Raw genomic sequence first — 15,120 nt, forward strand, 5'->3', positions numbered from 1 at the left:
TTACAAAAATACGTAAAAACATTTTCATATTCTCACTTATCAGGCTATTTTTGTAACGGCGTTTCAGTTTTTTAAGGAATGCCGCGCCTTTGCCTCCACCTTTATAAATATATCTAAAAAAGGGTTGCCAAAGGTGCAGAGAGCAAATTTACGTTCAAAAGTCGACAAAGCTGCCGCAAAAGAAGTTACAACCGACAACTGAAGGCGTCATCATATAAATAAGACAAATTCAACGCAGCCCTGCCGCAAAGGCAAGGGCACAAACACTGAAAGAGATGAGAAATTTTCTGTTATCTATCCTTCTGCTCGTATCGTGCAGCATGAGCGCGAAGCTCACCGTTACGAAACTTACGTGCAACTATCAGGACGGACTGGCCGTAACAGCCGGCGACATACGCGTGGGCTGGCAGATGAAGGCCGACACCAACGGCGACAGGCAGACTGCCTACCGCATAAGGATTTTTGAGAACATAACCGGCAAAAGTGTCTACGACTCGGGCAAGACGGCATCGGCCGAGAGCCAGCTGATATCGCTGCCGCCGCTGAAAGGCAACCGCCACGGCTACTACTGGCAGGTGTGCGTGTGGGACGCCGCCGGCAAGAAGTCGGCATGGAGCCAGAGACAATATGTGAGAGTGGTGCCCGAAGACCTCGGGGCTAAATGGATTGGAGCCATAACCAAAGCGGACGCAAAGCTGCCCGAAGGACGATGGGCAAACTCAGTGTTCAAGAAAGACAGCTTCAAGACAAAATGGCAAGACACCGACACGCTGTCGGCTAAAAGCATAATACTGAGAAAAGAGTTCAGCACCGGCAAGAGGAAGATTACAGATGCCGTGGTGTACATAAGCGGACTGGGACACTACGAGATGAAGATAAACGGACGTAAGGTCGGCGACAGCGAATTTGCCCCGCTTTGGAGCGAATACAGCAAGACCGTCTACTACAACACCTACGACGTGACACAGCTACTCGCAGAGGGGCGCAACGCCATAAGCGTGCTGCTGGGCAACGGATTCTTCAACGTGCAGCGCATGGGCCGCTACAGCAAGCTGCAGACCAGCTTCGGCCCGCCGCAGATGATTATGCGCATGGAAATAAACTTCAGCGACGGCAGCCGCCAGGTGATAAAGAGCGGCGAAGACTGGAAGTACACGCTGAGCCCGATAACATTCAACAGCATATACGGAGGCGAATCTTACGACGCAAGGCTCTGCCAGCCCGGCTGCGATATGCCCGGATTCGACGACAGCAGATGGCATGACGCCGTGCAGGTGGAGGGACCAACGGGCACGCTGACGCCACAGACTGCACAGCCCGTGAAGATAATGGAGCGCTACGGCGTGAAGTCGTGGATGAAGATACATACAGATTCGCTGGCAGCAGCGTCAAAGGCCACAAAACGAGAAATAGACCCGTCTGTGATTGTTGCCGACATGGGACAGAATCTTGCAGGATTTCCCGAAATAACAATCGAAGGCAAGCGCGGACAAAAGGTTACAATGCTCGTGGCCGAGAAGCTCACTCAGCAGGGAGCCTGCGACCAGAGGCAGACCGGACGCCAGCATTATTACGAATATACCCTGGGCAGCGACGGCACGGAGACATGGCATCCGCGCTTTTCCTACTACGGCTTCCGCTACATACAGGTGGAGGGGGCGGTGCGCGAGGGAGAGCCAAACCCGCAGGGGCTGCCCGTACTGAAGAAACTCAGCAGCTGCTTCGTTTACAACTCTGCCAGAGAGGTGTCGTCGTTTGAATGTTCAAACGAGCTGTTCACCAAGACTCACCGCCTCATAGAAAGGGCTGAGCGCAGCAACATGCAGGCCGTGCTGACCGACTGCCCTCACCGCGAAAAGCTGGGATGGCTAGAGCAAGACCATCTGTGCGGCCCAAGCCTTCTCTACAACTACGACATGACGCGCTTTGCGCCAAAGGTGATACGCGACATAACCGACACACAGAAATCAGACGGCATGGTGCCCACCACGGCGCCACAGTATGTGTCGTTCGGCAATCTGTTTGACGACTCGCCCGAATGGGGCAGCACGCTCATCATCATGCCGTTCATGTATTATGAGCAGTATGGCGACAGCACGCTCATCACCGCCAACTACGGAGCCATGAGCCGATATGTCGACTATCTGACGTCGCGCGCCGACAGCGGCATTGTGAGCCACGGACTTGGCGACTGGTACGACTATGGTCCATGGCGTGCAGGCTTCTCAAAGAACACTCCCGTACCACTTGTGGCAACGGCCCACTACATCTTCGACCTACAACTGATGACGCGCGCCGCACGCATGACGGGCAACACGGCCGACGCAGACAAATACTCCAAGCTGCTGGCATACGCCACGGATGCCTTCAACAGCCGCTTCTTCAAAGCCGACTCATGCACCTACGGCACGGGCAGCCAGACATCCAACGCCCTGCCGCTGTATCTCGGACTTACGGGCAACAACAAGCAGGGCGTGCTCAACAGTCTCGTGGCCGACATCAAGGCACACGGCACACGCCTGACAACGGGCGACGTGGGCAACCGCTATCTGTTTCAGACGCTTGCGCAGAACGGACTCAACGACCTGCTCTACTCCATGCTGAACCATTATGAGACGCCGGGCTACGGCTTCCAGCTGCGCCACGGCGCCACGACGCTGACCGAGCAGTGGGACCCCAACCAAGGCTCGTCGCTCAACCACTTCATGATGGGACAGATAGACGAATGGCTCTTCAAGACTCTCGCAGGCATCAAAACCGCCCAGGCACCTACGGACTGCGCCACTTGCTGATAAAGCCAACGCTCGTGGGCGACCTCAAATATGTCAATGCAAGCACAGAGTCGCTCTACGGCAAAATCAGCGTCAGCTGCACACGCAGTTCGCTCACCGTTGACATACCCGTAGGCTCAGACGCCACCATAGTGCTGCCCGACGGCACCGAAAAGCAGGTTGGATCGGGCAAACACACGTTCAACTTCTGAATGCATATCCATACAGACGGCCCTGACGGCAACAACACCTGACGGGCATCTGAAGCCTATATGGCCAATAAGAAAATCTGAAACATAATAAAACCGGGCAGAACATTATCCACAACATGTTTTGCCCGGTTTGTTATTTTACATGTGCAAGATTATTACGACTTATCCTAACAGCCCTCTCAGCACCCCACAGCCTGCCCCACATTTCCGGCAAAATGAGGCGACACTGGCACAAGAATAAATAATAAGTTTTTGTCATGCCCACCTTAACAGACCAAAGGACACCGGACTTGCCACAAAAAGCCATTCATTTACGACAAAAAAACGGCCACTTTTGCATCAAAAACGGCCCACTTACGACCCGTAAACGATAGGTTAATGATTTGAAACCTAATCACGTCATTTTGCTTACAGTCCGTATAATGCAAACCGCAGTTCAGACCTTCCGTTAACAACGAAGACATATTTTACTTTCAGTTTTTTGACCTAAAAAAAATTCTACAGCAATTTTCGGTCTGTAGACATAGCACGGATCTGACAGAACAAAGGCAAATCATTGGCCTGCCCATGCTCCGCCAACATCTGTATCAACCGATGCCGGCAGGTATGAAATAAAGCATCATATTTTGGACAAAATGACAGATAGAGACTAAAGCCGACAGAGGCATTACAGCTGTCTGATATATAGCCGGCAGCTATACAGAAAATAAAGAATAAAAAAAGCCAACTCGCTACATCCATCATCAGGAAATACTGACTATAAATAAGGATGTAACGAGCTGGCTTGTTATTATAATACTGTTATTTCAGCTCAATGTTAAAGTTTAACGCGGTTGCGCCTCACATCAATACCACTGCACGGCGTTGCTGTAGCCGCTGCGCTTGTCGTATTTAAGTGCATCGGTAAGAGTGGCGGCATTACATCTGAACGAGAAGTTGTAAGATGTGTATGGAGCCAGCACCACAGAGCAGCTCATGTTGAAACAGTGGAGGTCGCGGCTCAGCGATGCAGTGGTCATAGACAGGTCATGGTTCTCAAAGTCGTAACCGGAAGAGAAGCTGATGTTCCATCCGTCGCTGATGCGTATGTTTCCGCTGAAGTTCAGGGTCTGCGTAAATGCGTAAGGATAGCGCATGGTCTTGGTGTTGAACTTTCCGCTTGTGTTCTCACGCATCGTTATTCCGTAGCCGAATGTGAGCGACCATGGCATTGAGAACTTCATGTATCCGTCTGCGTCGGTCTCGGCCTTGCCTGCATTCTTCTTTCTTGCACCATTCTGTCCGTTCACCATGTCGTCGTCAACGTTCGACTCTATTCCGGTGTCGTCGTCCTCCGTGTTGTTATCATCCTCCGTGGCGTCTTCTTCGTCATCTCCTCCGCCGAACCATTTCTTCAGCTTTTCGGGATTAAGGGTGAACGATATGTTCTGCGACAGACCCTGGAAGCGGCCAAAGCGGCCCTTGCTGTACTCTGTATGGTTGCTGACGTATGGTCTTCCGTTATCGTCAAGCTCGTAAGCATAGGTTGCAAACACGGCATTGAGGTTAAATGTATAGTTCTTCCACCATTTCAGCCTGAGCCTTACGGTAAGGTCGCTCCAAGGTTTCTCCTTTGCGGCCATGTTGTAGCCCATGTTGAATCCGAGTTCGTCTATAATGCTGAGTTTCTTGTATCCGGTAGAGTCTTTGTCCGACTTCACCTTCATCTCAATGTTGTTCGACAGGTCGAAGGTTACGCTTCCCGTCTTTCCCCTCGACGGCACATTGAACAAGCCGTTCTCAAATGGTGAATATTCAACGAGGCTTACATTGCCGTCGGCATCGGTCTTCTGGTAGGTCTCATAGTATCTCGAGCCGCAGTCGGGCGCATAGCTGAACGTAACCTGAGGCGTCAGCACGTGGCGTATGGCCTGTATCTTGTCGCCGAAAATCTTCTTCGACGGAACCCAGAAGCCGTACATCTTTGTTGAGGCACCGATGCTCATGCTCCAGTTGTATACGTTGTAGAATCCGTATGTTGTGTCGGCGCGCTCTGTCTGTGCCTGCTCATCCCACGACTTCATCACCTTGTTGGAGTACATGCGGTCGGTGAAGTTGAACGAGGGGTTGATGTTGATATAGTTGAACAGCGTGAAGTTGGCGTTGATAGGAATATTGTGCTGGAAAGCGTTGCGCCAGTCTTTTATGAGGTTCGACTTGAAGAGCTTGTCTTCCTTCGTATCGATAGAGTTGCTGAACTGTCCGGTATAGCTCATAGAAATCTTTTCATACCAGCGCTCTTTGCCGGCCATGTGCTTGCGCTTGAACGGATAAAAGCGGCTCACAGAAATGTTGAGGTCAGGCAGCGTGAGGCTCACGGTAGAGTCTATCATGTTCTGACTGAGGTTGGCCGATCCGCTGATGGTCATGCCAAGGCTCGAGAACGATGTGCTCCAGTTGACGCTTGATGTTCGCAGACTCTGCGTGTAGCTCTGCGGATTATACATACTGTTGAGGTTGTTGCGCTCATAGCTCGTAGATGCAAAGTTGACGCTCGCCGAAAGGCTGCTGAAGGGGTTTGACTTAGGATCCTGACGATGACTCCACTGCAGCTTGAAGCTGGTCTGTTCGGTATAGTCGGGCATACCCTTGTCGCCGTTCTTGGTGTTCTGGTAGCTGAAGAAGAAACTTCCGTTATAGCGGTAGCGCTTGCGGTAGTTGCTTGCCACTGACAATCCCCACGATCCCTTTGTGTAAATTTCGCCAAGCAGCTTAAGGTCCCACTTGTCGCTCATCGCAAAATAATATCCTCCGTCACGCAGATAGAAGCCGCGCGAGCTCTCGTCTCCGTAGCTCGGCATGATGAATCCGCTTGAATAGCTCTTGGTGAACGGAAAGAATCCGTAAGGAATGGCCAGCGGCAGCGGCACATCTGCCACTACGAGATAGGCCGGACCGAACACTACATCCTTGCCGGGGCGCACCTTTGCACGCGACAGGGCTATGTAGAAGTCAGGGTGAGGCTGGTCGCATGTGGTGTAGCGTCCATGCTCAAGATAGAGCACTCCGCTCGAGTCGCGCTTTGAGTGCTGGCTCGACAGGTAGCCGTCTTCCTGCTCAGTATATACATTATATATAAAGCCTTTCTTGGTCTTGAAGTTGAAGGCCATGGTGTCGCTCTCATATTTGTCCTGTCCCATGGTGAACACCGGAGTGCCGGATATGGCTCCGGTTGAGTCGGCAGTACCCGTTGCACGCACCAGACTGCTGTCGAGGCTCATCTGTATGCGGTCGCTGCTGAGGTCCATGTTCTGATATTTCACGTTTGAGTTGCCGTATAGCCTCGCCACCTTGCTCTTTGCATCATAGACCATAGAGTCTTCAGACGAGAAGGTTACGGGGGCGTCTAACGCTCCCGACTTCTTGCGGTTTATGCTGTCGAGCCTGATCGAGTCGTCCACCTGTTTGTTATGGTGATATATGGCGAGTTGAAGCGAGTCCATGTTGGTGGTGTCGGGCTCGCCTGACTTATCTGTCGAATCTGCCGGAACGGAGTCAGACGACACCGTGTCGCCCACACTCAGAGAGTCGTTCTGCGCGCGCCCGTTGTCATTTTCCTTGAACAAAGGCAAGGAGGTGTCTGCCATCACAAATATGAAGGCAAACAGCAATACAAATATTACGGTTTTAGTTCTCATATAATGCAGGGTGCAAATTTACAGAAATTAAACCTAATAGCACACCAAAATCGCCTTTTTATTTAATATTTAACGTTTTACGTGCACCCGTATGCCTATTGCACCAGCATTTATACAAATATGAAAACATAATCGGCACATATATCTGTGCCTTAGACGGTTATGCATTTTTGCATCTAAGAAGCCATTGGCCCGCCCTGCCAGCCCAATAGCTGTTTGCGACATGAACAAGGTCAGCCTGCCGTGCAGTCAGACGCATGGTCGTTGTCCCTGCAGAAGCGCTCTATGTCGTCCTGCTCGCCGACAATCCAGATAGCCTCGCCGTGACGCAGCTTGTGCGACGGGTCCATCTGCGAGAGGTTCTCCTTGCCTTCCTCGAGTCCTACGACCATACAGTTGTACACATCACGTATGCCGCTGTCACGCAGCGTCTTGCCCGCAAAGATGCCGTTGCGGTTTATCACCACTTGGTGGAGTTTCATCTCGCGCTTCTCTATCTCCGGGTCTTTATCATGCAGCTCGGTGTTCAAGGCCTCGCTGAAGGCTGTAAGCTGGTCGTCGCTGCCGATAGCCTGAATGTTGTCTCCGGGAAATAATATTGTTCCTCCGTTTGGGATGTTTATTCTCTGGCTGCCACGCAATATGCTGCTGATGTGCACCCCATATCTGTTTCTGAACTCCAGCTCGCGCAGCATCTTGCCTGCCCATAGAGAATCTTCGGGAATGGTGAAATCAGAGATATGCACGTCGCGGTCGAGCAGGCGGCCTTCATACAGCGGACGCCTACGGCCCATCACCTCGGCAACAATCTCTCTTGAACGCAGGTTCTGCATGAACAAGCGCTCCATCTTTATGCTTCTCTTCTTCAGCGAGCGCGATATTATCATAAGTGCCACGGCAGCAAGCGCTATGCTTATCATCAGCGCATTGGTGAAGCGTGTAAGATAATAGCATATATAGAACACAAACGCCGAAGCCACGGCCACTCTCACAATGATTGTCAGAATGAGCGGCAGACGGTTGTAGGGATTGCTGTTCCAAAGAGCTTTAAACTCCTCACTGTGGTTTTTCTTCATCATTATAGCCCTCAGGAAAGGAGATATAAACAGCAGCGTGAGCAGTCCGCATGCCGCATTTGCCCACCAGTGAGGCAGAAGCTGATGCACGAAAGGCAGGAAGAAGGTGAACATAAGGGCTATGGATGCGCCCGAAAGTATGGAATAAATCACCGTAATGCGCACCATCTGCTTTATCAGGGTGCGCCATTTTGCCTCAGGCTGCGTGGTCTGCTTGGCAAGCGTAAGATTGTTCATGGCCATAATCCACTTTTTGGGCAGACGGCGTTCGAGCATGCCGTAAGCTGGGGTGGCCATGCGTATCATATAGGGTGTAAGGAAAGTGGTTATCACAGAAACGGCAACCACAACGGGATAAAGGAACTTGCCGATGACCCCGAGCGAAAGACCAAGCGAGGCTATGATGAACGAAAACTCGCCTATCTGAGCCATGGAGAAACCGCACTGCATGGCCGACTTGAGCGACTGGCCGCCGATAAGGAAGCTCAAACTGCCAAAAATAACCTGCCCGAGAATAATTACAAGCACAAGAGTTACTATCGGCCATGAATATTCTACAAGAATGGCGGGATCGACAAGCATGCCGACAGACACGAAGAACACGGCTCCGAAAAGATTCTTCACAGGCTCTACAACCTTTATTATGCGCTCGGCCTCTATAGTCTCGGCAAGGATTGAGCCCATGACAAATGCCCCGAAGGCGCTGCTGAAGCCTACCTTGGTAGACAGTACGGCCATGGCGCAGCACAGACCGAGAGCCACGATGAGCAGCGTCTCGTTGTTGATAAACTTACGCATTGACCTAAGCATGAGCGGAATAAGGAAGATACCCACCACAAACCACAGGATGAGAAAGAAGCCTATCTTCATCAGGCTGCCTATCATCTGTCCTCCGTCGGGATTCGACCCGTTGGCTATGGCCGAGAGCATAACCATCATGACAATGGCCAGTATGTCCTCAAGTATCAGCACGCTCATAACCAGTCCGGCAAAGCGCTGCTGCCTAAGGCCAAGGTCGTCGAAGGCTTTATATATAATGGTGGTGGAACTCATGGCGAGCATACCGCCGAGAAAGATGCTGTCCATACGGCTCCAGCCGAACAGATGCCCCGTGACTATGCCCAGCATCATCATGCAGAACACGATGGAACACGTGGAGATTATGGGCGAAGCGCCCATCTTAAGTATCTTCTTGAACGAGAAATCCAGACCTAACGAAAAGAGCAGGAACATCACGCCTATGTCGCCCCACGTGCTGATGTCGGCCCTGTCAGCCACCGACATTATGTAAGGCATGTGCGGACTTACCAAGAATCCTGCCACGACATACCCCAGCACAAGCGGCTGTTTAAGCTTCTTGAAAACTATGGTCACTATGCCTGCCACCACAAGAATAAGTGCCAGGTCTTTCACGAGGTGTGGAAGTTCGCCCATTCTTACTGTCTGTTTTTGTCAATATGTTTAAATGTTCAGGGCTGAAAGCAGAAGTTATCAACACTGTCTCCTGCATGATTATATACAGGCAAGACACAAAACCACATTCTGCTTTCAGTCCTGTAAAAGTATTTGTATAAGTGGCGGCTCACCTTACACCGCAATGTGCTAAGGCGTGCCGCTTATGATGCCACTGCCGCATGTCGTCGCCGGCCATACCGCATGCAGGCTGAATTATGCCATGCAACGGCAAGACAAGGCGTGCGCGCATGCTGCACGATATGTTATCAGTCGTTATATTCGGCCGTAATCTCACATATCTTCACGATTACCTGCATGGCCTTTTCCATAACCTGAACAGAAATAAACTCGTAAGGTCCATGGAAGTTTACGCCGCCGGCAAAGATATTAGGACACGGCAGACCCTTGAACGACAGCTGAGCTCCGTCGGTTCCGCCGCGGATAGGCTCTACCTTAGGAGGCACACCGCTGTCCTGCATGGCCTTGAGCACGATGTCGATAACGTGCATCTTCGGATCTATCATCTCCTTCATGTTGTAATACTGGTCTTTCACGTCAGCAGTAACAGTGCCTTCGCCATACTTCTTGTTCATCTCAACAACGCATTTCTCGATGAAGGCCTTGCGCTCCTCAAACTTATCGCGGTCGTGGTCGCGGATGATATAAGACAGCTTGGCGTTCTCTATGTTCGACTCGATGCCCAGCAGATGATAGAATCCTTCATAACCTTCTGTTGTCTCCGGTGTCTCGTCAGCCGGCAGCATTGCTGCAAACTCGGCAGCCAAGCGGTTGGCGTTTATCATCTTGCCCTTGGCATATCCCGGATGAACGCTAACGCCCTTAATGTTTATCTTGGCAGAAGCAGCGTTGAAGTTTTCAAACTCGAGGTCGCCCAGGTCGCCGCCGTCCATTGTGTATGCCCATTCACATCCAAACTTCTCAACGTCAAAGTGGTGAGCGCCCATGCCAATCTCCTCGTCAGGATTGAAGCCCATGCGTATGTCGCCGTGAGGAATCTCCTTATGGTCGCGCAACCAGCACATGGCCTGTACGATTTCGGCTATACCAGCCTTGTCGTCAGCTCCCAGCAGAGTGTGGCCGTCGGTAACGATAAGGTCTTCGCCTACATGCTGCAGCAGTTCGGGGAATTTCTTTGTTGATGATATTATGCCCGGTGACAGTTCGATGTCCTTTCCGTCGTAGTTCTTGACAATGCGAGGCTTCACATCCTTGCCGCTGCAGTCTGGAGACGTGTCGTAGTGGCTGATGAAACCTATAGTAGGAACTTCCTTCTTGATGTTAGATTTCAGTGTGGCATAAACGTAGCCGTTGTCATCCATCTCAACATCATCAAAGCCCTCGTCCTTGAGTTCATCTCTGAGATATTTTGCAAAATCAAGCTGTTTGGCTGTGCTCGGCACGGTCTGGCTGTCTTCGGCCGACTGTGTGTCGAAGCTTACGTAATTCAAAAATCTTTCAACTATGTCCATGATATTTTTATATTATTCAGTTGTTTTTCAAAAGTACATGCTACACCCCACCATATCATGGTGCGGGTTATCAGAATGCAAATATATGAAATTTTATTGAGATACGTCAGTGTTTTTACAGGTTAATTAGTCTTAACTGTTTAACTTTTTACGTATTGTAAGCATCCTTGTCGTTTCTGTCTGAGATTAATATTGCTGACAGACATAAAAAATCTTCATGTAGATGCATTGTGCCATGTCTCATGCATTGTGCGTAACATAGTTTGGCGTTCATTGTGAATTTCCTCTGGTTAATGACAATTGCAGCGTAGACTGTACCTATATGATGTCGTTGCTGCCGCTGTCATTGCCAGTGTGATGCTTGGTGTCTTTGCTGTTGATAAAATATCGCGGCGGCATTTTGTGAAGTATTGTGCCGTGTTGAGTTTTTATTCAACGCCCACAGTGGCTTCACAAATGCTGCCTTTCAGTTATCCTGGCCCGCTTTTGATGTGAACTACATTATTTTAATGTTATTACTGTCCGGTAAACAATCCGATAACCCATTAAAATTAAGGGTTGGCATCTAGAATGATGTCAGCCATTTTGGTTATCTTTTGAAGTCGCCAAACAAAAAAAAGATTTAACCATGGGTAAAAGTACACATTTCGTTGGACAGCCGTAGGAATGGCAGTGAAGAGTGGATTAGACGGCTGAAAATCACCGATTCAACAACGCTAAGTCTTTTCTCCAACGCTATATTCAAGGGTGTCGAGCGGCATCCTAAGACGAGCAGGAAGAAGGGTGGCATCAAGGTGCATTGCCATCAAGATCCAAATATGGGTCACCCTAATAGCAAGCGACACGCTTTCTGACGTGGCGAAGCACAGCTTCGACAGACTGTCGAAGCTGTAATCTGCCCCATATTGGCTGCATATCATACACAAGCATACTGTGCAGCACTACTGCACGTCGTGCTGAAGGTATATCTTAAAGTCTTTCATTTTTATTTCATCAATGTTGGTACATTCCTTTGCATACTGTTTACAGAAGGTAGATTTTTATTTCTTATTTTCTTTCCTGCATTGAAGTTCCATGTAACCTGCAGATTTATCTGTGTGTTGTGTGACAAGTTCTTTTGTATTGAAGTCCAGTCGCTGCCATATATCGTTTTTTTATTGCGTGTGTATATCAGCTGGTTGCATTTTAATGCTACATTTAGATTATTGTTGAAAAATGACATATATGCTCCTGCGTTCAGCCAGAATCCGCCGTTATAATCATATTCAAGTGATTTACCTTTGTTCTCTGCCTGTATTCCCAGTGTTAAATCCAGCCACCGGCATAAAGTGAAATTGTTATCGCTTCTGAAAAATATACTTGCATTGTTTATGCTTTTTCCTGGCATACTTTCATGTGTAAGTGTAACATACAATCCGTTTTTGTTATACCAAAATTTAAATGGCTTAGTTGTATATCCAATTCTAAAAGTATGAGTTACGGATATTCCCTTATTCTCTGGCTTTGTATAATAAGTCCCGTTGCGGGTTTCGTCTTGATAGGTCATGATTCTTATCGCGTCATCACAATAAGTCAGATTATAACTGGCAAGCCAGTTTGAATTAAAAGAATAATATATTTCCATATTGTAAAAGTTCTCTTTCTTCAGATTTGTATTACCTATACTATAAAGGTTGTTGCTTTGCCATACGACGGAAGGAATCCGGTAATTATAATTGGGTAATGAATAATAGTGCTTAAACCCGAATGTCAAATAACGTCCTTTTGCTGAGTTTATAAGCCATTGTGCGAATAACGACGGATATACACCGTCTTCCCAACTCCTTGTGCTATTCTCAGGCGACCTATAATCACTGTATATGTTCTGTGTGCCGTGATATTGTAGCGCAAAATACACATAGAATTTCTTTTTTATTAAAATATTGTAATCAATCCATGCGCCATAATCATATCCTTTATTTGTATAGTGCCCGGTAGGAATATATCCAAGAGTTGTGGTTCCATTGTCTTCGTGTCTGTCTATAAGATAGTAATATTCCAATCCGATGTTTAAGCCTGAGTTGGCTGTTGTTTTAAAATGTACTATTGGTTGCACAGAAAAGTGGTCTGAATTGCTTTTTAGCGCAGCATTATCAGCAATGCCGTTATATAAATAATCAGCATTCCCGTTTTCTTTGTTTTTTGAATATTCTGCACGTAATCTAAAATAGTTGAGGCTGTCTTTTCCAAAACCTTGCTGATATTGTATGCCGGCATTATATCCAGAAATTTTATTTTTCCCTGATGTTGAAAGAATATTATTGCCGTCCGTGCTGTTTTGGCCGGAGCGGAGCCAGCTGAAATCAGTTCCACCGTAAACATCAAGCCACGTTACTTTATTGAAAGAATACCTTAATGAAAGGTTGTCTCTCAAACTTTTGAAACGGTTATTATTTTTTGTATCAGTAACAGTCTTGTTTTGTGCTGTTTCTGTCTGTTGTTCGAACATTGATGTTGAGCGGCTATAAGGAACTCCTGATAAAAAGTTCTTCACGCTAAATTTTCCGCGGTTATACAAAATGGTGGCCATGGGGCTCGTGCTTTTTATTCCATTGTAGTCTGCTTTACCTGCAAGTGTAACTGATCCGAGAACGCCTCCTTCTTCACGTAAAAATATCTTTATAACACCTCCTGTTGCATTAATGCCGTAGGAGGCATCCGCATGTGGAATGATGTCTATGTGCGCTATCATTGACGGCTGAATGTTTTTCAGCTGTTCAAACGATATTGGCTGATTGTCAAGATAGTATAACGTGTTTTTACGTCCGCGGACATTTATTTCATCGTTTGAGACATCAAGGTCGCGTATAAACTGTAAAAATTCAGACAGAGTTTTCCCCTTGGCAAGAGGGTTTCCTTTCACACGAATACTTGTTTCTCCGTTTGGTTTTATGTCTGAATATTTTGCCATGACTATAACTTCATCGAGCATTTCTGAAACTTTAGTCATGAGGAGCACATTGGTGGATGTGTCTTTTTTCAATGATAAATCATTATTATAGGTCTCATATTCCAAATGGGATACCTTCATGTTGTAGTAGCCAATCGATATGTTTTTTATCTTAAATTTGCCTTCTTTATTGGATACTGTCTGAAATGTGGCCTTGCTGTCGTTTTTTGATGAAATAATTATTGTCGCATTGGATATAGACCTGTTTTTATCATCCTGAACGGTTCCATCTAAAACTATTGTATTGTTTTGTGCGTACAACGTTGACGTTAGTATTAATATAAAAATTAAAGCAAATGTTCTCATAATTCATTATCTTTTTTGTTGAAAGTTATATTTAAGGCATACAATACAGGTATTGTTATCTTGCCTTAGTCAATTTAAATTATACCCGTGCAATTTGATATGTAGCCACAAAGGTTAATATACCGTTTGATTTGTACGAGTAATTGAATTCAACAGAAAATCTGCCGGAATTGAGTATAAGGATTTTCTGTTCAGCGGTATGTCGGCATAAGCCGTTTCATAACCCAGCGGTGTTGTTCTCACAGTCAGAGTATCGTTGTATTTAGTGTCGTTTACAACAAATTTACCTTCTTTGTCCGTAAGTTCTCTTGTTATCAGATTCGAGTCAGCTGTTTTTATCAGTGCCATGCTGGAATATTCCATAGACATACATAGATTCTTTACCACCTTGCCTTTTATCTGCTGTGTATTGGCTTTTGTATGTGCAAGAAGCATGATAATTGGTATTGTAAGTTTTTTCATATTTATAATTTTATTGTTCTTTCTGTCAATATTTTTATATACGATTTTCCATATCGTGTTTTTGAAAGATATGGATTAAATATTACCTCGTCTGTTATGTGTATGCATACGGGATGCAAGGCTAACTGCAAGTCGGCAGACACTAAGGTTGTGCTTTTATGGGCAATTTTCTAATTTGTACAATATTTAAACTGCCAAAACTATGCCATAAAACGTATTTTGCTGTATATCAGAAAGATAGACTAACACCCCATTTGCGTACATGTCTAAAACTTGGACAGTGGTGTATAAAAATTAGACAGTATGCATACCCGGAAAAGAGAAAATAAAACTTTCAGTGGTTAAAGGAGCATGTTTAAGTGAAGAACGAAAAGTGAAGAGTGAAAAATTCGATACTCTTGTGGATTATTGTTATTTCACTTTTCATTTAACCGCCTGTACAACCGATATGAACCAACAAAGCTAATGTGCCGGCTGATTTGCAATCTGCCGGAATTAAGTATAAGGATTTTCAATCCGCTTGCTTCCTATTTTAATTTTTGTATGAATTTCGGATCACAGATCCTGATACTTAATGCTGTCGGATAGCATATCACTAGTGTTCGAAAGATTATTTTATTCAGGTTATGTTGCAATGGCTAAAATCCGTTTTACGGAATTCTTGCCTTCAACCGAAAATCAC

The 15,120-nt window shown here is 47.0% G+C and carries 6 protein-coding genes and 1 pseudogene; 1 reads left to right on the forward strand and 6 read right to left on the reverse strand.

The features are described 5' to 3' along the window. The first annotated feature begins 275 nt into the window (after window positions 1–275). Window positions 276–2,983, forward strand: a pseudogene (locus tag ACU52_RS11460) (family 78 glycoside hydrolase catalytic domain). Window positions 2,984–3,828: 845 nt separating this feature from the next. Here ACU52_RS11460 and ACU52_RS11465 read toward each other — a convergent pair. The 6 genes from ACU52_RS11465 to ACU52_RS11490 form a co-directional block, all read right to left on the reverse strand. Continuing rightward, the gene (locus tag ACU52_RS11465; protein WP_053398868.1) at window positions 3,829–6,660 is read right to left on the reverse strand and encodes a putative LPS assembly protein LptD; all 2,832 of its coding nucleotides are present in this window, start codon (window positions 6,658–6,660) and stop codon (window positions 3,829–3,831) included. A 233-nt stretch (window positions 6,661–6,893) separates the two neighbouring features. After that, on the reverse strand, window positions 6,894–9,170 hold the full coding sequence (locus ACU52_RS11470) for a cation:proton antiporter (RefSeq protein WP_053398869.1): 2,277 nt from the start codon (window positions 9,168–9,170) through the stop codon (window positions 6,894–6,896). 287 nt (window positions 9,171–9,457) lie between these two features. Next, window positions 9,458–10,681: a peptidase T gene (gene pepT, locus ACU52_RS11475; RefSeq protein ID WP_053398870.1), complete on the reverse strand. Its 1,224-nt coding sequence runs from the start codon at window positions 10,679–10,681 to the stop codon at window positions 9,458–9,460. 716 nt (window positions 10,682–11,397) lie between these two features. Next, the gene (locus ACU52_RS15920) at window positions 11,398–11,601 is read right to left on the reverse strand and encodes a cysteine peptidase family C39 domain-containing protein (protein WP_053398871.1); all 204 of its coding nucleotides are present in this window, start codon (window positions 11,599–11,601) and stop codon (window positions 11,398–11,400) included. A gap of 65 nt (window positions 11,602–11,666) precedes the next feature. Next, window positions 11,667–13,976 carry a TonB-dependent receptor gene (locus ACU52_RS11485; RefSeq protein ID WP_053398872.1) on the reverse strand — a complete coding sequence of 770 codons (2,310 nt, stop codon included), beginning with the start codon at window positions 13,974–13,976 and terminating at the stop codon, window positions 11,667–11,669. A 114-nt stretch (window positions 13,977–14,090) separates the two neighbouring features. Further along, window positions 14,091–14,438 carry a hypothetical protein gene (locus ACU52_RS11490; protein WP_053398873.1) on the reverse strand — a complete coding sequence of 116 codons (348 nt, stop codon included), beginning with the start codon at window positions 14,436–14,438 and terminating at the stop codon, window positions 14,091–14,093. Between the last annotated feature and the right edge of the window lie 682 nt (window positions 14,439–15,120).

It is taken from the genome of Xylanibacter rarus, assembly GCF_001275135.1.
In the GTDB taxonomy this organism is placed as follows: Bacteria; Bacteroidota; Bacteroidia; order Bacteroidales; family Bacteroidaceae; genus Prevotella; species Prevotella rara.